The sequence below is a fragment of the Pseudomonas sp. 2957 genome (assembly GCF_031456345.1).
GTDB lineage: Bacteria > Pseudomonadota > Gammaproteobacteria > Pseudomonadales > Pseudomonadaceae > Aquipseudomonas > Aquipseudomonas siliginis.
The window spans coordinates 944106-965622 of sequence record NZ_JAVDUL010000002.1 but is presented as its reverse complement, the minus strand read 5'-3'; the positions used below and the strand labels follow the sequence as shown (position 1 = coordinate 965622).

The window sequence follows — 21517 nt, the reverse complement described above, 5'->3', positions numbered from 1 at the left end:
CGCTGGATGCGGATGTTTCTGTTGATCTTGGCCGAGGTGGGAGACCCTCGGGGTGGCGGCCATTTCTCAGTTGTTGCTACCGGGTCGGTCAAGGAAAACCCGATGGTTCTGCTGGTAGAAACTCAATACCTCGAATGGGCCGACCATGCTGAATAATCGCAGTAATCCTCTTTCCAGTTCGGAATATGAGGGGGTTAAAAAAGCGGGCGATATTGAGCCGTTCCCAAGCGGGAAAATTACCTACCTCGCACCGTTGCCATTACCTACATCAATGCCGCCTTACGGACCTCATATCGGAGCGTTCAATGACGGATACATGGACTTTGGGCTTGGACTGCCAGAGGTATTTTCGTGGCAGGTAATTCTCGGCGCGCCAACCGCAGGCGCCTTTATGATCATCGTTTTATTTCCTTTAGTTACAGGGTTACTAGGCATTATTTTTGGCTATGGAAACGGGGCAATTTGGGAATCAATGATTGGTGTATTCGAAGAGGCTTACAAGAACCAATTAATCTGCGGCCCCTCGATCCTACTTATTGGCCTAGGCGTCTGGCACCACGTCCACAAAAAACGTCTCTCCCTCATCCCAACCCGCTTCAACCGCCAACGCCGCGAAGTCTGTTTCATGCCCGAAGGCGCCACCGAACCAGTTTTCGTTCCATGGGAATCGCTCAGCGCCTGGATCATCGAAGCCAAAGGCACCACCCAATTCGGCATCCATCGTCAATATGGCATGGGCATCGGTTTTCATCACGGCGATACCCTCACCAGCCTTGAATTCCAATGCGCCGGCCTGGAGCTCGCGATCAGCCATTGGGAAGCGATTCGCGGTTACATGGAGTACGAAGTCAACGACCTCAAATCAATTCAGGATTTGCAGGATCTGCAAGGCCCGGACGACCCGCCCCACGAAGGCCTGCACACTTTCCGCAATGCCCGCGCGCGGATGCATCAGCAGATCCGTGAAGGCCACCGCTCGCGGCTGTCGGGATTTTTTTGGTACCTGTATCACGTCATGACTTTATGGACGATTCCCAATCGTCTGGTCGAATGGGAAGTGCGTCGGCTGGAAAGAATCGGCAAGCAGGCGTTGCCGGAAGTCATGCGCGAATGGTCTGAGCCGCTGCCGAAAGAGCAATGGGCCAAGCCCAGTGAAGAGTTGCTGCGGCTGAGCGAACAAGTGCGGCGTATGCACAAGCGCCAGCCGCATCGGCCGATTACGCAGATTTTCGCTGAGGTTTGCAGGCGGGGCTGACTGGACGGTGCAGGCAGGTTCGATTGCTTTCGCGAGCGGGCTCGCTCCCACAGGAGACCACCGTACAAATGTGGGAGCGAGCCTGCTCGCGAAGGGGCCGCTCGGTCAGCACAAAAATCTGCGCGCTCGCGCTCTGCTAGAATCCGCCCCATTCATTGCCAGAGACTCTCCCATGAGCGAGCCGATTCGTCTGACCCAATACAGCCATGGCGCCGGTTGTGGCTGCAAGATTTCCCCGCAGGTGCTGGAAGTGATCCTCGCCGGCAGCGGCGCACAGAACCTTGATCCAAAACTCTGGGTCGGCAACGCCTCGCGCGATGACGCGGCGGTGTATGCGATCGATGCCGAGCGTGGTGTGGTGTCGACCACCGATTTTTTCATGCCGATTGTCGATGACCCGTTCGACTTCGGCCGCATCGCCGCAACCAACGCAATCAGCGACATCTACGCGATGGGTGGCGATCCGTTGATGGCGATCGCGATCCTCGGCTGGCCGGTGAATGTGCTGGCGCCGGAAGTGGCGCGGGAAGTGATTCGTGGCGGTCGCTCGGTGTGCGACGCGGCGGGTATTCCACTGGCGGGCGGGCATTCGATCGATGCGCCGGAGCCGATCTTCGGCCTCGCCGTCACCGGGCTTGTGGAAAAGCGCCACATGAAACGCAACGACACCGCCACCGCCGGTTGCCTGTTGTACCTGACCAAACCGTTGGGCATCGGCATCCTCACCACCGCCGAAAAGAAGGGCAAGTTGCGCGCCGTCGACGTCGGTGTCGCCCGCGACTGGATGTGCACCCTGAACAAGCCTGGCAGCCGTTTCGGCAAACTCGCCGGCGTTACGGCGATGACTGACGTCACCGGTTTCGGCCTGCTCGGGCATCTGGTGGAAATGGCCGACGGCAGCCAGTTGACCGCGCGCATCGCCTATGACCGCGTGCCGCGTCTGGACAGCGTCGAGTACTACCTCGATCAGGGCTGCGTGCCGGGCGGTACGCTGCGCAACTTTGACAGCTATTCGAGCAAGGTTGGCCGCGTGCAGGAGTTGCACAAACGCGTGCTGTGCGATCCGCAGACCAGCGGTGGTCTGCTGATTGCGGTCACGCCTGCAGGTAATGACGAGTTCCTTGGCGTCGCCGCCGAACTGGGCCTGAGCCTTGCGCCGATCGGCGAACTGGTTGAGCGACAGACGAACGCGGTCGAGGTGATTTGATGCTCCGCGACTGCACCGACTACCGCGATATTTTCCTCAACGACCGGCCAATGATGGATGTCCGCGCGCCGGTTGAATTTTCCCACGGCGCGTTCCCGGGTGTGATCAATCTGCCGCTGATGAACGACCGTGAGCGCGAACAGGTCGGCACCTGTTACAAACAGCACGGGCAGCAAGCCGCGATTGCACTGGGTGAGCGGCTGGTGTCGGCCGAGGTTCGGGAGGCACGCATTCAGGGCTGGGTCGAATTCGCCCGTAACCACCCCGACGGCTATCTCTATTGTTTCCGCGGTGGCCTGCGTTCACAGATCGTCCAGCAATGGATCAAGGACGAGGGTGGCATCGATTACCCGCGTGTGGGCGGTGGCTACAAGGCCATGCGCACGTTCCTCCTGGAAACCGTCGATCAGGCTGTGGCCGAATGCGATCTGGTTCTGCTCGGTGGCATGACCGGTACTGGCAAGACCGAAGTGCTGGTGCAGTTGAGCAATGGTCTGGATCTTGAAGGCCATGCCAATCACCGCGGTTCGAGTTTCGGCAAGCGCGCCACCGGGCAGCCGGGCAACATTGATTTCGAAAATCGCCTGGCTGTCGATGTGCTGAAAAAGCGCGCCCGCGGGATCGGGCAATTTGTCCTGGAAGACGAGAGTCGGGTGGTCGGCAGCTGTGCCTTGCCGTTGCCGCTGTACCGGGGCATGCAAGCGGCACCGCTGGTCTGGCTTGAAGACAGCCTCGAGAATCGGGTAGAGCGAATCCTGCAGGATTACGTGATTGACCTGCACGCCGAGTTCGTCGCCTTGCATGGCGAGCAGGTGGGTTTCGCCCTATATGCCGAGCGATTGATTGCCAGCCTGAACAATATTCAGCGTCGCCTGGGTGGCGAGCGCTATCAACGACTGTACGGTCAGATGGAGGCTGCACTGGCCGAACAGGCCCTTAGCGGTTCGGTCGAGTTGTTTCGCGATTGGACAAGCGTGTTGCTGCGCGAGTACTACGACCCGATGTATGTATTCCAGCGCGAGAAGAAGGGCGGGCGGATCGAGTTTGCCGGGGAGCGTCAGGCGGTGATCGAGTATTTGCGCGAGCGGGTCAGCCAGAAGGCTTGAGGTGCAAGCAACTGGCCTCTTCGCGAGCAGGCTCGCTCCCACAGTTGAAATGCGTTCCCCTGTGGGAGCGAGCCTGCTCGCGAAGACGCAAGATCGGGCGATACAAAACTCAGGTCGGGCAAGTGTCCTTGCCGTTATCCAGCCCCTGTTTGTAGACATGGCTCTGCAAACTGGCCTTGCCGTTGTGCCACTTCAGGGTCAGCACATACAGCGAATCGAAGTCATCGCCGGCCCAGTCATCGGTGATCTTCTGTCGCTCGCCCACTGCGTTGCCGGCGACCTTGTTGATCAGATCCGGCAGATAACCGTGGGACCAGGCGGTGTAGATCGTCGAGTTGTGGTACTTCTCGTCCAGCAGCTCGCGGGCCAGATCGCTGGTGTCGTTGGCAGAGAATTCGATGTTCACCGGCAGGCCGAGCTTGATCGCGGCCGGGCTGATGGTCATCAGCGGACGAATGTAGCTGTAGGAATTATCCAGCTCGCCTTCCTCGACATTGCGCGTCGGGTTGGCGGCGAACACGTAATCGGCCTTGCCGAATTTTTCCGGCAGCAGCGTCGACAGGTCGATGGCGCGGTTCAGGCCCTGGCAGTTGAGCTGGCCGAGGCCGCCTTCGGGCTTTTCCGCGTGGCGCAGGAACACCAGCGTCTGTGTGCCGTCCGCCGGTTGGGCGCGGCTTTCGCTGGATTCGAGGGACAGAAAAAGCGCGCTGACTGCCAGCAGGGAGGGCAGGGCCACGTACGCGCGATGTTTGAAACGTTTGGCGAAACTCATCAGGTTCGTCATCAATTCGAGGGTTCTTCAGCAAAATCGGTTAAGGCTGACAAACCTTGGCACCGCGGGCTCCCAGCACCGGGTGTTTCCCTGTCATAAACAGCTTCCTCTGCGAGAAAGGCATAACTCAGAGTCCTGTAACGCCGTTTGGTTCGTTCCAGGCCAGTGCGCAGCACTCTAGCGGCAACCTTTGCGGGCATGCAGGCAGGTTAGCGACAGGATGTTACGGTTCGTGTAGGCGCAGCGGCAGGCCTACTTTATGATCGGTTTTCAATTTGTGACTGGATGCTTCCAATGACCGATCTGTCTGCATTCCCGATTACTCAGAAATGGCCGGCGCAGTACCCGGACTGGATTCAGCTCTACTCCCTGCCGACCCCCAACGGCGTCAAAGTGTCGATCATGCTCGAAGAGATTGGCCTGCCGTATGAGCCGCACCGCGTCGGTTTCGACACCAACGACCAGACCTCGGCGGAATTTCTCTCGCTGAACCCGAACAACAAGATCCCGGCGATCCTCGACCCGCATGGCCCTGAAGATAAACCGCTGCCGCTGTTCGAATCCGGCGCGATCCTGATTTATCTGGCCGACAAGAGCGGTCAGTTGCTCGCTCAAGAAGGCGCGCTGCGCTACGAGACCATCCAATGGCTGATGTGGCAGATGGGCGGCATTGGCCCGATGTTCGGCCAGCTCGGTTTCTTCAACAAATTTGCCGGCAAGGATTACGAGGACAAGCGTCCACGCGATCGGTATGTCGAGGAGAGCAAACGCCTGCTGAACGTGCTCAACACCCGCCTCGAAGGCCGCGACTGGATCATGGGCGAGCGTTACACCATCGCTGACATCGCCACGTTCCCGTGGGTGCGCAATCTGCTCGGGTTTTATGAGGCGGGGGATCTGGTCGGGATTGAGAATTTCCCCAATGTCACACGGGTGCTGGAGCGGTTTCTTGCTCGCCCGGCGGTCATTCGTGGCCTGACCATCCCATCCTGACTTTCAGTTGTACACATGCCCCCTGTGGGAGCTGGCTTGCCAGCGATGAAGCCAGCACAGTCAACATCATTGGTGACTGACCTGCCGCCATCGCTGGCAAGCCAGCTCCCACAGGAATTTGAAATGTACATGCAAGATTATTACAAGCCCGGTAACGCTCTCTTGATTGATCCAGGTTTGTCCCGCACCCGCCGCAAGGCATAAGCTTCGCCCCCTACGACTTTCGTCTCATCCGCTGTTTTCAGGAAAGGCCCCATGTCCAGTCAGTTCCCCGAAGCACGTCCCCGCCGTCTGCGCCGCAATGCGAGCCTGCGCAGTCTGTTCCAGGAAACCGAGTTCAGCCTGAACGATCTGGTCCTGCCGATCTTCGTCGAGGAAGACATCGACGACTTCGTGCCGATCACCAGCATGCCCGGCGTGCAGCGCATTCCCGAGCGCAAACTGGCCAGCGAAATCGAGCGCTATGCCCGTGCCGGCATCAAGTCGGTGATGACTTTTGGCGTGTCCCATCATCTCGATGCCAACGGCAGCGACACCTGGCGCGAAGACGGTCTGGTGTCGCGCATGTCGCGCATTGCCAAGGACGCCGTGCCGGAAATGATCGTGATGTCCGACACCTGCTTCTGCGAATACACCGATCACGGCCATTGCGGCGTGATGCACAACCACGAAGTCGACAACGACCAGACTCTGATCAACCTTGGCAAACAAGCCGTAGCGGCCGCCCGCGCCGGGGCTGACGTGATCGCACCGTCGGCAGCAATGGACGGCCAGGTGCGCGCGATTCGCCAGGCGCTCGACGCCGCCGGCTTCACGCAGATTCCGATCATGGCCTACTCGACCAAATTCGCTTCGGCACTATACGGCCCGTTCCGCGAGGCTGGCGGCAGCGCGCTCAAGGGCGATCGCAAAAGCTATCAGATGAACCCGATGAACCGCCGCGAAGCCCTGCGCGAATCGCTGCTCGATGAGCAGGAAGGTGCCGATGCGCTGATGGTCAAACCGGCCGGCGCCTACCTCGACATCATCCGCGACATCCGCCAGGCCTCGAACCTGCCACTGGCGGCGTATCAGGTCAGCGGCGAATACGCGATGATCAAGTTCGGCGCCCAGGCCGGCGCGATCGATGAGGATCGCGTGGTCCGCGAAAGCCTTGGCGCGATCAAGCGTGCCGGGGCGGATCTGATCTTCACTTACTTTGCGATGGATCTGGCGTTGGCCGGGATCTAAGCCGCACTTCGTACCCTTGTGGGAGCGAGCCTGCTCGCGAAGCGTCCGGTCAAGCACCACAAAAGCACAAAGGCCCCGCAACCATGAAACTGCAGGGCCTTTTTTACGACGCAATCACGCTTAGAAGTCGATAGTCCCGGACAACTTCGCCACTCGCGGTTCGCCCTGGGTCAGGTAGCCGCCCTGAGCCGATTCCCAGTACTTCTTGTTCGCCAGGTTCTCAACACCGAACCGCACGGTCACATCCTTCTCCGACACCTTGAACGCATAACGCGCGCCGGCATCGAAGCGGTTCCACGTCGGCAGGCTGAGGTTGTTTGCTGCGTCGGCGTATTGTCCGCCGGTGCGCAGCATCCGCGCGTTCAGCGCAACGCCTTGCAGGCCTGGCACGTCCCAGTCCACGCCAGCGTTGAACTGGAAGGTCGGTACGCCGATGGCGTGGTTACCGTCGTTGGCGCCATTGAGGGTGTTTTTCAGTTCGGTGTCCATCAGGGTCAGGCCACTGATCAGGCGCAGGCCGTCGATCGGCTCGCCGAACACGTTCATCTCCACGCCTTTGTTGATCTGTTCGCCTTCACGGACGTAGGTGCAAGTGGTCGGACTGTTGATTTCGCAGTAGCCATCGCTTGGCTGTTCGATGCGGTAAACACCGAGGCTCGCACCGTAGGTGCCCATGTCGACTTTCACGCCCAGTTCGGTCTGCTTGGAGCGTTTCGGTGCGTAGACCTCGTTGCCGTTGGTGACGCGGAAACCGCCGGAGCTGGTCGGCGAAGTCGGCCCTTGGGCCAGGCCTTCGATATGGTTGGCGTAGAACGACACATGCTCCCACGGCTTGAACACGATGCCGTACACCGGAGTGGTGATCGATTCGTCGTAGCTCGACGAACGCGGGCCGCTGCCGTAGCTGGCGTAGCTGTAACCCTGCACCACCAGTTGCTGACGACGCAGACCGGCGGTGACCAGCAGGCGATCGTCGAAGAACCCGAGGGTGTCGGAAATCGCCACGCTGCGGTTGAAGGTCTTGCCGACGATGCCCGGATCGTTGAGATCGCCGCCAGAGAAGTTGCCTACCGGCGCTGGGGTAGTGATCGGGTGATAGATGTTGTTGGAGTAGCGGGTCAGGTCGAAGTCATAGGCACTGCGCTGCTCGGCCCAGATCCCGGTCAGGCCGAAATTCAGCTTGTGGCTGACCGGGCCGGTGTTGAATTTGCCGTTGAGGCCGGCCATGACGCTGGTGTTGTCCTCGTCATGCGGGACGAACGAGCCGGTGGTGAACGAGGCGCCGTTGTTGCCGACCAGCGTGGTCGAGTTATAGCGCCCGACTTCACGGGTGTGCTTGGCGCCACCGGCGGCGTAGGCGGTCCAGCTGTCGTTGAGGTCGTACTCGGCGCGGAGCATGCCGAAGGTGTCTTCGATGTCGGTGTAGCCCCATTTCGGCGCGTAGTTGGTGTCCGCCGATGGCGCGTCCGGGATGTGCGTGGCGGTGCCGAGGTTGACCGAGCTGCGGCCACCGTTAACGCGTTCCTTCTGATAGGCAAAGTCACCGGAAACCCGTAGCGCATCGCCGCGATAATCCAGACCGATGGCGAACAGTTTCGAGCGCTGGTTCTCGTGATCGATACCGGTGTCGCCTTCGCGCTGCGACAGGTTGACCCGCGCGCCGAAGCGGTTGTCTTCACCGAAACGCTGGCCGATGTCGAAGTGATGACCGATGCGGCCTTCGCTGTTGATGTCGGTGGTGTAACGACGCAGCGGCACGTCGCCGGCCCGCTTGGGTTGCAGGTTGACGCCGCCGCCGATGCCGGAACCGGTCGGGGTCACGCCGTTGATGAAAGCGTTGGGGCCTTTGAACACTTCCACGCGCTCCAGCGCATCGGTGGAAATGATCTGCCGGGGCAACACGCCGTACAGGCCGTTATAGGAAATGTCGTCGCCATTGAGCGGCAGGCCGCGAATCATGAAGACCTGCGCCTGGTTGGAGAAGCCCGAGGCCTGGCGCACGGAAGAATCGTTGAGCAGTACATCGGCGACGTTTTCCGCCTGCTGATCCTGGATCAATTGCTCGGTGTAGGACGCGGCGCTGAAGGGCACGTCCATCATGTCCTGATTGCCGAGCACGCCCAACTGGCCGCCGCGCGCAACCTGACCGCCAGCGTAGACCGGGGGCAGGGCGTTGGGTGTCGGGGCTTGGGCATTGACGTTGACGTCGTCGAGCACCAGCTCTTTGCTGTTTTGTTCAGCGGCGTGGGCGGTAACGGTCAGGGAGCACAGCAGGGCAAGCAAAGTCGGGCGAAATGGAGCGCCGAGTCGAGCTGAAGCGGGCATGTCGGATCCTGGAGGCGAGCGGCCAAAGAAAAATAAGGGCGGCGCGGAACTCCTTGCGCTAATGCGACTCCAGGCGCGAATGATAGGGTTTCGCAGTAACGTTTTGCAATCAGTTTGTCATCAGCGTGTAGGAGCTGCCGCAGGCTGCGATCTTTTGATCTTGATCTTGATCTGATCTGCAAAAAGCAAGATCAAAAGATCGCAGCCTGCGGCAGCTCCTACGGGGGTTGTGTATGGTGTTGTGGCGAATTTGATTGGATGGAGCAACATGCGATTACTCATTACTCTCGGCGCCGTGCTACTGCTCGCCGGTTGCGCCAGCCAGCGCAGCAACGAACCGGCGCCGCGTCCGCCGGCTGAAGTGAAGGCGGAAATCGTTCGGCTGTTGCCGGCAAAAACCGCCGACCGTCAGGGCTGGGCCACGGACATCTACGCTGCGTTTGCCGCACAAGGCATCAGCACCACCACGCAAAATCTGTGTTCGGTACTGGCCGTGGCCGAGCAGGAATCGACTTTCCAAGCCGACCCGACGGTGCCCGGGCTGGGCAAGATTGCCCGCGACGAAATCGACCGCCGCGCCGCCAAGGTGCACATCCCCAGCCTGCTGGTCAGCGGCGCTTTACAAGTGCGCTCGCCCAACGGCAAGAGCTACAGCGAGCGTCTGAATGCGGCGCGCAGTGAAAAGGAACTGAGCGCGATTTTCGACGACTTCATCGGCATGGTGCCGATGGGCCGTACGCTGTTCGGCGGCTTCAACCCGGTGCACACCGGCGGGCCGATGCAGGTCAGCATCGAATTCGCCGAGGAGCACGCCAAGGATTATCCGTACACGGTGGACGGCACGATCCGCCGTGAAGTGTTCAGCCGGCGCGGCGGCATGTATTTCGGCATCGCCCATTTGCTCGGTTACCCGGTGAATTACCGCGAGCCGTTGTATCGCTTCGCCGATTTCAACGCCGGCTGGTACGCCAGTCGCAATGCCGCGTTTCAGAATGCGGTCAGCCGCGCGTCCGGCATCCCCCTGACTCTGGACGGCGACCTGATTCGCTACGACTCGATCATGCCCGGCAGTACCGAACTGGCGGTGCGCACCCTCGGCAAGTCGCTGGGCATGCGCAACCCGACGATTCGCGATCAACTGGAGAAGGGCAAAACCCTGGAATTCGAAGAGACCAGACTCTATCAACGCGTGTTCGAACTGGCGGAGCGGGCCGAAGGCAAGGCGTTACCGCGCGCGGTATTGCCGGGGATTGTGCTGCAGAGTCCGAAGATCACCCGCAAACTCACCACTGCCTGGTTCGCCAAGCGCGTGGACGAGCGTTACAAGCGCTGCATGGCGAAGGCCGGATAAAACACGCAGACATAAAAAACCCGGCTGCGGGAGCCGGGTTTCTCTGCGGTGTTGCGCTTGCAGTGATGCATCAGGCAACACGGCGTTCGATCAGACGATCCGAGCCACCTTCAGCAACGCGGCGTTCGATCAGACGATCCGAACCACCTTCGGCAACGCGGCGCTCGATCAGACGATCAGAGCCACCTTCGGCAACGCGGCGTTCGATCAGACGATCCGAACCACCTTCGGCAACGCGGCGTTCGATCAGACGATCCGAACCACCTTCGGCAACGCGGCGCTCGATCAGACGATCAGAGCCACCTTCGGCAACGCGGCGTTCGATCAGACGATCGGAACCACCTTCGGCAACGCGGCGTTCAATCAGACGATCCGAACCACCTTCGGCAACGCGGCGTTCGATCAGACGATCCGAACCGCCTTCAGCCAGACGGCTTTCGATCAGTTTGTCCGAGCCGCCTTCGGCGATCATGGTGTGCGCCGGGGTGGCGGCGAAAGCGTTAACTGCGAAAACCGAGAAAGCGATGCTGAGAAGAGTCTGGCGTTTCATGATGGTGTGCTCCGGGGTGTTGTTGGTTGGTATGGAGCTGATGTTACGCCCGGAATTTTTTATGAGAACTTCATTGCCGTGATGGTGAACATCGACGTCGATGATGGTTGCGGACAACCGCGTAGCAGAGCCTCAGAGCACCTTCACCGCACGCCCGATCGCCTGAATCGGCCCGGTCGGTTTGCCGATCGGTGAGCCATTGGCGCCTTCCAGGGTCAGCTCAAACAGCTGGTTCGGTTGCAGCGGCGGCAACTTGTCCAGCGGCACCGACAACGCTTGCCCCGGTTTGACCAGTCCCAATGACACCGGTCCCGACCAGCCGTCAGCCTTGGTCCAGAACTCCAGCGCCTTGTCCGCCGGCACCTCGACCACCCCTAGCGGAATCAACTGGATCTCCCGCGCATTGCTCGCCTGAATCACCCAACCCGGCGCCTTGTCCTGCGGCGCCACCAGCACGACCAGATAACTCGGTTTCGGCGCAGTCTGGGTCAGTAGCATCGCGCCCAGAATCAGCGTCGCAGCCAGGCCCGCCGCACTCAGGCCACGCCACAGTGGCAGCAGATTCCACCACGAGGTCAGCGGCTTCTTCACCGTAAGCCGTTCGAGACTGCGCTCGATGCGTGGCCACAGCTGCGCCGAGGGTTGCTGAGGTTCGGCCAGATCGGTCAGCTCCAGCAGACGCCGCTCCCAGGCATCCACCGCTGCACGCAGTTCGGGATCGTTCGGCAGGCGCCGTTGCACCTCGATGCGCTGCTCGAACGACAAGGTGCCGAGCACGTATTCGCCGGCCAGTTCATCCCGTTCCTGCGCTGATTCGCCGGTCATCCCATGCACTCCCGCAAAGCATTGAGGCTGCGCTTGATCCACGCTTTGACCGTGCCCAGCGGCGTGTCGAGGCGCGCGGAAATCTGCGCGTGGCTATAACCGTCGACGTAGGCATGGAGGATGCAGCTGCGCCGCTGCGGTTCCAGTTGTTCGAGGCAGCGATGAATGCGCGCCGAGTGAATATCGGCCAGCTCATCAGGCGCCGCTGCCTCATGTTCTTCGCTGAACGGCGTTTCCCGACTTTGCTTGCGCAACTGATTCAAGGCAAGGTGCCGGGTCACGCTGAACATCCAGCCCCGCGCCGAGCCGCGCGCCGGGTCGAACCCGGCCGCGCCGTGCCAGATCTTGATGAATGCCTCATGCACAATGTCCTCCGCCAGCGCCGTATCGCGCACCAGCCGCTTGGCCACACCGAGCAGGCGCGGGCCTTCCTGCACATACAAATCGCGCAAAGCCGCGCGCTCGCCCCGGGCACAGGCGGCGAGGCGGGCTTCGTAATCGAAAACGGATTCGGGTAAAGGCATGGGGTGCAATCTAGCTCACATTTCCCAAACATCCAGAGGCATGGTTCCCTGTGGGAGCGAGCTTGCTCGCGAATGCGGTGGGTCAGAAAGTAATAAGGCGACTGACACTCCGTCTTCGCGAGCAGGCTCGCTCCCACAGGATTGTGCACTGCTTCCGGATATCAGTTCGCCGCCCAGAAAATATAATCCGCCTGGTACTTCACCACTTCCTGCTTGCCCTTGTTCGCCATCGTGCACTCACTGCCCGGCGCCACGCCGCCCTTGAGCGCGACACGCTGGATATAGCTGACCCCGGTCATTGCGCCTTTGCCCTCGGCGGGATTGGCCTTGACCAGTTGATAGGGCAGGTTGCCCGGGCTCGACGGTGCCACGGCGAGTTGTGTGCCGGTGACTTTCGAACCGTCCTTGGCTTGCCAGGTCGCTGGCGGGCCGAAATAGGTGCCGACCTGTTTGCCGCTGCGATCATTGAGCACCGCTTTCGGGCCGACAAAGGTCCATTCGGTCTGCCCGGCCATATTGGGCTTGTCGCGGCATTCGTAGGTGATCTCGCCAACCCCGGTGGTTTCCAGGGCAATCTTGTGCCCGTCCGGCACCTTGATCGCGTCGGGATAACTGCTCTGGGCGAAGGTGGTCGCGGTGAAGGCGAGCAAACCGGTGAAGCCAATCAGCTGGGTGATTTTCATCCGATGATTCTCCGAAAAGGGTAGGGCGCTTACAGCACCAGAGTGGGCTGTTACAGGGACTACCCGTGACGGAGGCGATTGGATGCAGTGCCGGAAAAATAAATTTCAAACACCACCGATCAAACCTGTGGGAGCGAGCCTGCTCGCGAAAGCGTCGGGTCAGCCAGCACTTATGTGACTGATGCACCGCATTCGCGAGCAGGCTCGCTCCCACAGGGTTCTCTGTACGGCTTGAGGCCCGAGGCTTTCAGTAACTCTTGGGTATACGGATGTTGCGGCGCAGCGAAAATCTCCCGCGACGAGCCTTGTTCAACCACCTTGCCGTCCTTGATCACCATCAAGTCATGCGCCAGTGCATGCACCACCGCCAGATCATGGCTGATGAACAGGTACGTCAGCCCATGCCTGATCTGCAACTGGCGCAACAACTCCACCACTTGCTTCTGCACCGTGCGATCCAGCGCCGACGTCGGTTCGTCGAGCAGAATCAGCGCCGGTTCCAGCACCAGTGCGCGGGCGATGGAGATGCGCTGGCGCTGGCCGCCGGAAAATTCGTGGGGATAACGATGGCGGCTTTGCGGATCGAGGCCGACTTCCTCCAGCACGCGAATCACCGCTGCCTCGCGCTCGGCCTCGCTGCCGATGCCGTGGGTCAGCAAGCCTTCGGCAATGATCTGCTGCACCGACATGCGTGGGCTGAGGCTGCCGAACGGGTCCTGAAACACCACCTGAATCTGCCGGCGCAACGGGCGCATCAGACGCTGATTGAGCAGGCTCAACTGCTTGTTGCCGAAACGGATATTGCCCTCTGATTCGACCAGGCGCAGGATCGCCTGGCCCAGCGTCGACTTGCCCGACCCCGATTCGCCGACAATCCCCAGGGTCTTGCCGCGTTGCAGGGTGAAACTGACGCCGTCCACCGCTTTGATGTAATCCTGCTGGCGGCTGAAGAGTTTTTTCGGCAGGGCAAACCACACCTTCAAATCATCGACTTCCAGCAGGTTGTGCTCGTACTCACTGGGCACTGGCGCGCCGCTCGGTTCCGCTTCGATCAACAACCGGCTATAGGGGTGTTGCGGCGCTTGGAACAGCGTCTCGCAATCGGCCTGTTCAACGATCTCGCCCTGACGCATTACGCACACGCGCTGAGCGATCCGGCGTACCAGATTGAGGTCGTGGCTGATCAGCAACAGCGACATGCCGAGGCGCTGCTGCAACTCGATCAGCAGCTCAAGAATCTTCTGCTGTACGGTCACGTCCAGCGCCGTGGTCGGTTCATCGGCAATCAACAGTTCCGGCTCGTTGGCCAGCGCCATGGCGATCATTACCCGTTGGCGCTGACCACCGGAAAGCTGATGCGGATAGGCTTTGAGTCGCTGCAACGGCTGGCGGATACCCACCAGCTCGAGCAGCTCCAGCGTCCGCGCGCGGGCGGCGCGGCCTTTGAGGCCCTTGTGGATTTCCAACACTTCGCTGATCTGTTTTTCCACCGTGTGCAACGGGTTCAGCGAGGTCATCGGCTCCTGGAAAATCATCGCAATGCGATTGCCGCGCAAACCACGCATCTGCTGTTCGCTGGCGTGCAGCAAATCCACGCCGTTGTAGCGAATCGCGCCGCTGCTGCTGACGTTCTTGCCCGGCAACAAACGCAGAATCGAATGCGCCGTCACCGACTTGCCCGAGCCGGACTCGCCGACCAGCGCCAGACACTCGCCACGGCGAATATCGAGGTTCACACCGTGCACCACTTCTTGCCCTGCGAAGGCGACGCGCAGGTCGCGGATCTCGATTAAATGGTCTTGCATGTCAGCTCCTCGGATCAAAGGCATCTCGGCACGCTTCACCGATGAAAACCAACAAAGACAGGATCAGCGCCAGGGCAAAAAACGCCGTCAGCCCCAGCCACGGTGCCTGCAGATTGCGTTTGGCCTGGCCGATCAACTCGCCCAGCGACGCGGTACCGGCGGGCATGCCGAAGCCGAGGAAATCCAGCGCGGTCAGGGTGGCGATGGCGCCGGTGAGAATGAACGGCAGGTAGGTGAGGGTGGAGGTCATGGCGTTGGGCAGAATGTGCCGACGCATCAGTTCGCTGTCGGTCAGGCCCAGCGCGCGCGCGGCTTTCACGTATTCGAGATTGCGCCCCCGCAGGAACTCGGCGCGCACCACGTCGACCAGCGCCAGCCAGGAAAACAGCGCCATGATCCCCAGCAGCCACCAGAAACTCGGCGAGACGAAGCCGGACAGAATGATCAGCAGATACAGCACCGGCAGCCCCGACCAGATTTCCAGAACGCGCTGCCCGAGCAAGTCGACCCAGCCGCCGTAATAACCCTGTAAAGCCCCGGCGAGAATGCCGATCAACGCGCTGATGGCGGTGAGGATCAGCGCGAACAGAATCGAGATCCGCGTGCCGAAAATAACCCGCGCCAGAACATCGCGAGCCTGATCGTCGGTGCCCAGCCAATTGCTCGATGACGGCGGGCTGGGCGCCGGTTCGGTGAGGTCGTAGTTGACCGTGTCGTAACTGAACGGGATCGGCGGAAACAGCATCCAGCCGCCCTGATCCTCGATCAGCTTGTGCACGTAACTGCTGGCGTAATCCGGCTGAAACGGCAGCTCGCCGCCGAAATCGGTTTCCAGATAATCGCTGAGGATCGGAAAGTAGAAGGCGTCGTGGTAGCGGATCACCAGCGGCTTGTCATTGGCGATCAGCTCGCCACCGAGGCAGATCAGGCACAGGCCGATAAACAGCCACAGTGACCAGCGCCCACGGCGGTTGGCCTTGAATTGCGCGACGCGGCGCTGGCCCAGAGGCGACAGTGTGAACATCAGGCAGTCCTCGCCGAGAAATCGATGCGCGGGTCGAGCAGGGTGTAGCAGAGGTCGCCGATCAGCTTGATCAGCAGGCCGAACAGGGTGAACAGAAACAGCGCGCCGAACACCACCGGATAGTCACGCGACACCGCCGCTTCGTAGCTCATGCGCCCGAGGCCGTCGAGGTTGAAGATGGTTTCGATCAGCAGGGAGCCGGCGAAAAACACTTCGATCAGCGCCGACGGCACGCCGGCCACCACCAGCAGCATGGCGTTGCGAAACACGTGGCCGTACAGCACGCGCCGCTCGGTCAGGCCCTTGGCTCGTGCGGTGATCACGTACTGCCGGCTGATCTCGTTGAGAAAGCTGTTCTTGGTCAGGATCGTCAGCGTGGCGAAGCCGCCGATCACCAGCGCCGTGACCGGCAGTACGAGGTGCCAGAGGTAGTCGCCGACCTTGCCCAATGTGCTGAGGCTGTCGAAGTTGTCCGACACCAATCCCTGCACCGGAAACCAGTTGACGTAGCTGCCCCCGGCGAACACCACGATCAACAGAATGGCGAAGAGAAACGCTGGCATGGCATAGCCAACGATGATCGCGGTGCTGCTCCAGACATCGAAGGCGCTGCCGTTCCTGATCGCCTTGCGAATGCCCAGCGGAATCGAAATCAGGTAGGTGATCAGCGTCGCCCACAAGCCCAGCGACAACGACACCGGCAGCTTCTGCACGATCAGGTCGGTGACCTTGGCGCCGCGAAAGAAGCTGTTGCCCAGATCCAGTTGTGCGTAGTTTTTCAGCAGCAGCCACAGGCGTTCGTGCAGCGGTTTGTCGAAGCCGTAATGGTGTTTGATTTCCTCGATCAGCGCCGGGTCCAGCCCACGGCTGCTGCGCCCGGCACCGCCGACCGCCGCGACTTCGCCACCGCCGCCCATGCTGTGCCCGCCAAAGCCTTGCAGGCGGGCGATGGCTTGTTCCACCGGGCCGCCGGGCGCGGCCTGCACGATAAGAAAATTCACCACCAGAATGCACAACAGCGTGGGGATGATCAGCAGCAATCGGCGACTCAGATAACGCAGCATGTCACTGGCCTCCCGCAAGCTGAGCGCTCATCTGCTGAGTCGTCAGCGGCCTGGCCGAGACTTCCCACCAGGTGTTGAGACCTTCGTCATACGAAGGTTGCACGGCGGGCATGCCGAAGCGGTTCTGATACACCGTCGGCGTGCCTTTGGAGTAGTAGTTGGGAATCATGTAGTAACCCCATTGCAGCACCCGGTCGAGGGCGCGGGCGTAATGCACCATGGCTTCGCGGCTGTTGGCCTGGACCAGCCCGTCAATCAGTTGATCGATTGCCGGATCGGCCAGCACCATCGCGTTCGAGCTGCCGACTTGCGTGGCACTTTGCGAGCCGTACAGGCTGTACAACTCGCGGCCCGGGGAGACGATCGGATCGCCACTGCGCGGGAACGCGCAGACGATCATGTCGTAATCGCGGGCGTTGAGACGGTTGATGTATTGCGCCGAATCGATGCGGCGCAGATTGAGCGTGATGCCGATCTGAGCGAGGGTGCGTTTGAACGGCAGCAGCATGCGATCGAAGCCGCCCTGGCCATCGAGAAAGGTGAATTCCAGCGGCTCGCCGGCGGCGTTGGCCAGACGATTGTTTTTCGCCGTCCAACCGGCTTCGGCGAGCAGCTTCAGCGCTTGCAGTTGCTTGTCGCGGATGTAGCCGCTGCCATCGGTTTTCGGCGCTTCATAGACCGTGGTGAACACCTCGTCAGGGACCTTGCCGCGCAGCGGTTCGAGGATCTTCAATTCCTCGGCATCGGGCAGGGCGCTGGCGGCCATTTCACTCTTGGGCCAGAAGCTGTTCTGACGCACGTAGAAGCCGCGCATCATCTGTTTGTTGGTCCACTCGAAATCCCAGAGCAGGCTGATCGCCTGACGCACGCGGCGATCCTTGAAGAACGGGTTCTGCAGGTTGAACACGAAGCCCTGAGCGGCGGTGGGTTTGTCCGGGGCGAGGATCGACTGTTGCAAACGACCGTCGCGCAATGCCGGGCTGTCATAGCCGACCACATAACCGGACGAGGAGAACTCGCGGTTGTAGTCGAACGCGCCGGCCTGCAACAGCTGGCGGGCGACGTCGGTGTCGCCGTAGAAATTCACCGTCAGGCTGTCGAAGTTGTACATGCCGCGACTGACCGGCAGGTCCTTGCCCCACCAGTCCGGGTCACGCTGGAAACTGATGCTGCGCCCGGCGTCGACTTTGCTCACCCGGTACGGGCCGCTGCCCAGCGGTGGCTCGAAGCCGCCGCCGTTGGCGAAGTCGCGGGTTTTCCACCAGTGCTCGGGCAGCACGCGCAGCGTCGCCAGATCCAGCGCGAGGGTGCGATTGAGGTTGTTCTTGAAGGTGAAACGGACCTGCCGTGGACCTTCGACCAGCACGTCCTGCACGTCGGCGTATTGCTGGCGGTAACTCAGGCTGCCCTTGGTCATCAGCAGGTTGAAGGTGTAGCGCACGTCTTCGGCGGTGATCGGCGTGCCATCGGCGAAACGTGCCTTGGGGTTGAGGGTGAAGCGCACCCACAAGCCCTCCGGATCGCGCTCGATCTGCTGCGCAACCAGAGCGTAAACCGTGTAGGGCTCATCCAGCGAACGGAACGCCAGCGGCGCGTAGACCCAATCATTGACCTGCACCACCGAAATGCCCTGATCGGCATACGGCGTGATGTAGTTGTACTGACCGATCTCCATCGACGCACGGCTGAGCGAACCGCCCTTGGGCGCGTCAGGGTTAACAAAATCGAAATGCTTGAAGCCGGCCGGATACTTCGGCGCCTCGCCGTACACCGTCAGCGCATAACTGCCGCCGGCCAACGCCGACGCCCCGAAGCACAGCAGCGCACTGCCGAGCAGCAGGCCAGCCATGTTGCGCAAAAAACTCATGAAGTCACCTTGAAATCCCTGAAGGAACCCGGACCCGATGTGAGGCGAGCTTTTGTGGCGAGGGGATTTATCCCCGATCGGCTGCGCAGCAGTCGCAAGATCAATGCATGCGGTACTTCTGATTCTCCGCGTCGGCAGGTCTTGGGGGCGCTTCGCACCCCATCAGAGATAAATCCCCTCACCACAAAGGCTCGCTCCCACAGAGGGATGCGTTTTATTTGGGGTTAGAAGTGGTAAGTCATGCGCGCAAACAATGTCCGGCCCAGCGGGTCGGTGTAGCGCGGGTCATAGCCGCTCTGGAAGTTGTAAGCCTGGTTGGAGAACGGCGGGTTGCGGTCGAACACGTTCTTCATCCCGGCATCAACGTCGAGCACTTTGTTGAAGGTGTAGCCGGCCGACAGGTCCCACACCGAATACGACGCCACCCGCGCGTGCGTCTCGCGGTCGTAATCGTTGTAACCGGTGGTGAAGCGGTTGGTCAGCGCTGCTCGCGCCGCACCCAGGCTCCAGCTGCCGGTGAGGTTGTGCTTCCAGCGCGCGATCACGCCGTCACCCTGAAAGTCGCCGACCTTGTCGGTGAACGGGCCTTTGATAGTGCTCTGGAAGTCGTACTCGTCGACATAGGTGCCTTGCAGGCCGAGACCAAACTGACCGTACGGCGTGTTCGGGAAGCGATAGTCGAGCGACACGTCGACACCATTGGTTTCGACGATGCCGAGGTTGGCGTTGCCGGTAACGATGTAGTTGAGCGTGCCGTCGGCGTTGCGCACGAAGCGGTCCGGGTAGGATCCGGCCTGATCGAACACGGTGGATTCCGGGAACGGCTGGATCTGGTTGGAGATGTGAATCCACCAGAAATCCAGACCCACCGACAGATTGCTGATCGGCTGGTAGACGAAGCCCAACGTCACGTTGCGCGCCTTCTCCGGGGCCAGATCCTCGTTGCCGCCAATCTGGTTGAGGAATTGCTGACCGCAATCACGCCCGCCGTTACCGCCTGGTTGCACCACGCCGCCGGTACACAGCACGGGATCGTTGTAGAAACCCTGGGTGAAGGTGATGCTGCGCGGCGAATACAGCTCGTACAGCGATGGCGCGCGGAAACCTTCGCTGTAGGCACCACGCACCACCAGCTCTTTGATCGGCTGATAACGGAACGAATATTTCGGGTTGGTGGTGCTGCCGAAGTCGCTGTATTTGTCGTGGCGCACAGCGGCGGACAATTCAAGGCTGTCGAGCACCGGCACGTTGAGTTCGGCATAGGCGGCCTTGACGCTGCGATCACCTTCGACGCTACCGGCCGGGTCGATGCCGAGGCTCTGGATGTCGCCGGCGAACGACTCGAAGTCCTGATGGAATTTCTCCTTGCGGTACTCGCCGCCCAGCGCCAGACCGGACGGACCTGCGCCGAACCAGTCGCCGATTTCACGGCTCACGCGGCCATCGAAACCGGCAACGCGGCCCACGGCTGTGGAGTAGGCGCCGTGGTAGGCGGCGGCATCGATGTACTGCTGGCCGGCAGCGGTCTGCGGGCCGAACGGGTTGAGCAAACCGCTGGCCAGGCCGTCAATCATCGCCTGATCGCTGACATAGCCACTGGTGACGCTGGAGACGATTTTGTTCTGGTTGTACGAGGCGCCGACGTTGTAATCCCAGCCGCCAACCAGACCATCGAAGCTCAGCAGAAAGCGCTGGCTGGTGTTCTGGTCTTTCGATTCACGCGGGCCGGCGGCAGTCTCGCGCCAGTTGACGTCCACCGGCTGCGTCGGGTCGAGGGCGAAATCGGTGGGCGCCGGGGTGATGCCATTGCCGGGGTAGTAGGGCGACGAGGAATCCAGGCTCAGACCAGTCAGTGGCGCCGGGCCGACGGCGACGGCGTTGTTGTTGCGCGACCAGAAATATTCAAGGTTGGCGTTGTGATCATCGCCGAGCTTGGCAGTGGTCTTGCCGAAGAACGAGGTCTTCTCGGTCTGCGGCACCAGATCGATGTATTCACGGGTGCTGAAGCGGCACAAGCCGTCGCGGGCGATCAGGTTGGGGCCGTTGCAATTGCTGTTGGCCAACGGGTTGGTGGCGTTGCCGTTCTGGCTGTAGTTGCCGGGGAACGCGGTGCCGGAGGTCTGATCGAGACCGCGACCGGGCGCGTAGTCGGTGGCGAAGGAGCGGTCGTTGGCGTCGAGGTTCTGCTGCTTGTTGTAGTTGAACACGCCGAGGACGTTGAAGCGGTCTTCTTCCAGATCGCCGTAGCCCCAACTGGCGCTCATGTCTTTGGTCGCGCCGCCACCGCTGTGGGTCGGCGTTTCGCCGCCCAGGGTCAGGGCGCCATCGGTGAGAGATTTTTTGGTGATGAAGTTGATCACACCGCCGATGGCGTCGGTGCCGTACAGGGCCGAGGCGCCGTCGCGCAGCACTTCCACGCGTTCGATGGCGGCAAACGGGATCATGTTCAGATCCACCGCGCCGCCGGCGGAGTTGGTGCCGGACAAGGCATTGTTGGCCAGGCGTCGACCGTTGAGCAGCACCAGGGTTTTGTTCGCGCCGATGCCGCGCATGTCGGCAAACGACGCACCGCCCGTTGCCGCGCCGACGGAGCCGGCGCTGTTGTTGATCGACTGGCTGCCGGTGATGCGCTGCACCAGTTCGGCGGTGGTGGTCACGCCCTGTTTGCGCAGCTCGTCAGCCTTGAGGATGGTGATCGGCACCGCCGTTTCCGCATCGACCCGGCGAATCGCCGAACCGGTCACTTCGACCCGTTGCAGTTGCGTGGTCGGCGCCGCCACGACAGCGGCTGCTGGCGTGGCGCTGTTGTCGTCCTCGGCCGCTTGCACGGTCCCGGCGCCCATCCCCATGGCCACCAGATACAGCGGAACGAAACGGTGGCGAGACATCGTTGCCACCAAAGGTTTGAGCGTGAAGCGTGGAGTGTTCATCAGCAT

Annotated in this window: 17 protein-coding genes; 6 read left to right on the top strand and 11 right to left on the bottom strand. The window is 61.1% G+C overall.

Translation table 11 applies throughout. The features are described 5' to 3' along the window. The first annotated feature begins 145 nt into the window (after window positions 1–145). The 3 genes from J2Y39_RS09825 to mnmH all read left to right on the top strand — a co-directional run bounded on the left by J2Y39_RS09825 (window position 146) and on the right by mnmH (window position 3568). A complete protein-coding gene (locus tag J2Y39_RS09825) occupies window positions 146–1255 on the top strand; it encodes a hypothetical protein (RefSeq protein ID WP_310217097.1) in 1110 nt (369 codons plus the stop codon). A gap of 172 nt (window positions 1256–1427) precedes the next feature. Further along, window positions 1428–2462: a selenide, water dikinase SelD gene (gene selD / locus J2Y39_RS09820; RefSeq protein WP_310217094.1), complete on the top strand. Its 1035-nt coding sequence runs from the start codon at window positions 1428–1430 to the stop codon at window positions 2460–2462. Next, a complete protein-coding gene (gene mnmH / locus J2Y39_RS09815; protein ID WP_236169570.1) occupies window positions 2462–3568 on the top strand; it encodes a tRNA 2-selenouridine(34) synthase MnmH in 1107 nt (368 codons plus the stop codon). Before selD ends, mnmH begins: the two co-directional genes overlap by 1 nt. Before the next feature lie 109 nt (window positions 3569–3677). Here the strand turns inward: mnmH and J2Y39_RS09810 are convergent, their stop codons facing one another. After that, the gene (locus J2Y39_RS09810) at window positions 3678–4352 is read right to left on the bottom strand and encodes a hypothetical protein (protein WP_024013504.1); all 675 of its coding nucleotides are present in this window, start codon (window positions 4350–4352) and stop codon (window positions 3678–3680) included. Between the two features lie 282 nt (window positions 4353–4634). Between J2Y39_RS09810 and J2Y39_RS09805 the strand changes: the two genes are divergently transcribed. Together J2Y39_RS09805 and hemB are read left to right on the top strand one after the other, a co-directional pair. Then, complete coding sequence (locus tag J2Y39_RS09805) at window positions 4635–5333, top strand: glutathione binding-like protein (protein WP_041477217.1); 699 nt, start codon at window positions 4635–4637, stop codon at window positions 5331–5333. Window positions 5334–5588: 255 nt separating this feature from the next. Beyond that, window positions 5589–6563: a porphobilinogen synthase gene (hemB, locus tag J2Y39_RS09800; protein WP_016775388.1), complete on the top strand. Its 975-nt coding sequence runs from the start codon at window positions 5589–5591 to the stop codon at window positions 6561–6563. Window positions 6564–6683: 120 nt separating this feature from the next. On the opposite strand, the gene J2Y39_RS09795 is transcribed toward hemB, so the two are convergent. Continuing rightward, complete coding sequence (locus J2Y39_RS09795) at window positions 6684–8888, bottom strand: TonB-dependent siderophore receptor (protein WP_252876609.1); 2205 nt, start codon at window positions 8886–8888, stop codon at window positions 6684–6686. Between the two features lie 268 nt (window positions 8889–9156). On the opposite strand from J2Y39_RS09795, the gene J2Y39_RS09790 reads away from it, so the two are divergent. Beyond that, window positions 9157–10239, top strand: a complete 1083-nt coding sequence (locus J2Y39_RS09790; RefSeq protein ID WP_310217087.1) for a DUF1615 domain-containing protein — start codon at window positions 9157–9159, stop codon at window positions 10237–10239. Window positions 10240–10309: 70 nt separating this feature from the next. Here J2Y39_RS09790 and J2Y39_RS09785 read toward each other — a convergent pair whose 3' ends face one another. The 9 genes from J2Y39_RS09785 to J2Y39_RS09745 all read right to left on the bottom strand — a co-directional run bounded on the left by J2Y39_RS09785 (window position 10310) and on the right by J2Y39_RS09745 (window position 21517). After that, a complete protein-coding gene (locus J2Y39_RS09785; protein ID WP_024013496.1) occupies window positions 10310–10789 on the bottom strand; it encodes a hypothetical protein in 480 nt (159 codons plus the stop codon). A 132-nt stretch (window positions 10790–10921) separates the two neighbouring features. After that, window positions 10922–11614, bottom strand: a complete 693-nt coding sequence (locus tag J2Y39_RS09780) for an anti-sigma factor domain-containing protein (RefSeq protein WP_150741205.1) — start codon at window positions 11612–11614, stop codon at window positions 10922–10924. Continuing rightward, the gene (locus J2Y39_RS09775; RefSeq protein ID WP_310217083.1) at window positions 11611–12138 is read right to left on the bottom strand and encodes a sigma-70 family RNA polymerase sigma factor; all 528 of its coding nucleotides are present in this window, start codon (window positions 12136–12138) and stop codon (window positions 11611–11613) included. The genes J2Y39_RS09780 and J2Y39_RS09775 overlap by 4 nt, the downstream gene beginning before the upstream one ends. 161 nt (window positions 12139–12299) lie before the next feature. Beyond that, window positions 12300–12821: a DUF3455 domain-containing protein gene (locus J2Y39_RS09770; protein ID WP_310217080.1), complete on the bottom strand. Its 522-nt coding sequence runs from the start codon at window positions 12819–12821 to the stop codon at window positions 12300–12302. Window positions 12822–12991: 170 nt separating this feature from the next. Beyond that, entirely contained in the window at window positions 12992–14626 is a 1635-nt protein-coding gene (locus tag J2Y39_RS09765; protein ID WP_310217077.1) for an ABC transporter ATP-binding protein, read from the bottom strand. Window position 14627: 1 nt separating this feature from the next. Next, complete coding sequence (locus J2Y39_RS09760) at window positions 14628–15650, bottom strand: ABC transporter permease (protein WP_056788667.1); 1023 nt, start codon at window positions 15648–15650, stop codon at window positions 14628–14630. Further along, a complete protein-coding gene (locus J2Y39_RS09755; protein ID WP_056788670.1) occupies window positions 15650–16714 on the bottom strand; it encodes a microcin C ABC transporter permease YejB in 1065 nt (354 codons plus the stop codon). The genes J2Y39_RS09760 and J2Y39_RS09755 overlap by 1 nt, the downstream gene beginning before the upstream one ends. 1 nt (window position 16715) lies before the next feature. Next, a complete protein-coding gene (locus J2Y39_RS09750) occupies window positions 16716–18581 on the bottom strand; it encodes an extracellular solute-binding protein (RefSeq protein ID WP_310217070.1) in 1866 nt (621 codons plus the stop codon). 224 nt (window positions 18582–18805) lie between these two features. Next, window positions 18806–21517: a TonB-dependent receptor gene (locus J2Y39_RS09745; protein ID WP_310217068.1), complete on the bottom strand. Its 2712-nt coding sequence runs from the start codon at window positions 21515–21517 to the stop codon at window positions 18806–18808.

Excerpts from the sequence above, each read along its gene's own strand:
- J2Y39_RS09825 (WP_310217097.1), top strand. The coding sequence starts at position 146 with ATGCTGAATAATCGCAGTAATCCTCTTTCCAGTTCGGAATATGAGGGG.
- selD (WP_310217094.1), top strand. The coding sequence starts at position 1,428 with ATGAGCGAGCCGATTCGTCTGACCCAATACAGCCATGGCGCCGGTTGT.
- mnmH (WP_236169570.1), top strand. The coding sequence starts at position 2,462 with ATGCTCCGCGACTGCACCGACTACCGCGATATTTTCCTCAACGACCGG.
- J2Y39_RS09810 (WP_024013504.1), bottom strand. The coding sequence starts at position 4,352 with ATGACGAACCTGATGAGTTTCGCCAAACGTTTCAAACATCGCGCGTAC.
- J2Y39_RS09805 (WP_041477217.1), top strand. The coding sequence starts at position 4,635 with ATGACCGATCTGTCTGCATTCCCGATTACTCAGAAATGGCCGGCGCAG.
- hemB (WP_016775388.1), top strand. The coding sequence starts at position 5,589 with ATGTCCAGTCAGTTCCCCGAAGCACGTCCCCGCCGTCTGCGCCGCAAT.
- J2Y39_RS09795 (WP_252876609.1), bottom strand. The coding sequence starts at position 8,888 with ATGCCCGCTTCAGCTCGACTCGGCGCTCCATTTCGCCCGACTTTGCTT.
- J2Y39_RS09790 (WP_310217087.1), top strand. The coding sequence starts at position 9,157 with ATGCGATTACTCATTACTCTCGGCGCCGTGCTACTGCTCGCCGGTTGC.
- J2Y39_RS09785 (WP_024013496.1), bottom strand. The coding sequence starts at position 10,789 with ATGAAACGCCAGACTCTTCTCAGCATCGCTTTCTCGGTTTTCGCAGTT.
- J2Y39_RS09780 (WP_150741205.1), bottom strand. The coding sequence starts at position 11,614 with ATGACCGGCGAATCAGCGCAGGAACGGGATGAACTGGCCGGCGAATAC.
- J2Y39_RS09775 (WP_310217083.1), bottom strand. The coding sequence starts at position 12,138 with ATGCCTTTACCCGAATCCGTTTTCGATTACGAAGCCCGCCTCGCCGCC.
- J2Y39_RS09770 (WP_310217080.1), bottom strand. The coding sequence starts at position 12,821 with ATGAAAATCACCCAGCTGATTGGCTTCACCGGTTTGCTCGCCTTCACC.
- J2Y39_RS09765 (WP_310217077.1), bottom strand. The coding sequence starts at position 14,626 with ATGCAAGACCATTTAATCGAGATCCGCGACCTGCGCGTCGCCTTCGCA.
- J2Y39_RS09760 (WP_056788667.1), bottom strand. The coding sequence starts at position 15,650 with ATGTTCACACTGTCGCCTCTGGGCCAGCGCCGCGTCGCGCAATTCAAG.
- J2Y39_RS09755 (WP_056788670.1), bottom strand. The coding sequence starts at position 16,714 with ATGCTGCGTTATCTGAGTCGCCGATTGCTGCTGATCATCCCCACGCTG.
- J2Y39_RS09750 (WP_310217070.1), bottom strand. The coding sequence starts at position 18,581 with ATGAGTTTTTTGCGCAACATGGCTGGCCTGCTGCTCGGCAGTGCGCTG.
- J2Y39_RS09745 (WP_310217068.1), bottom strand. The coding sequence starts at position 21,517 with ATGCTGATGAACACTCCACGCTTCACGCTCAAACCTTTGGTGGCAACG.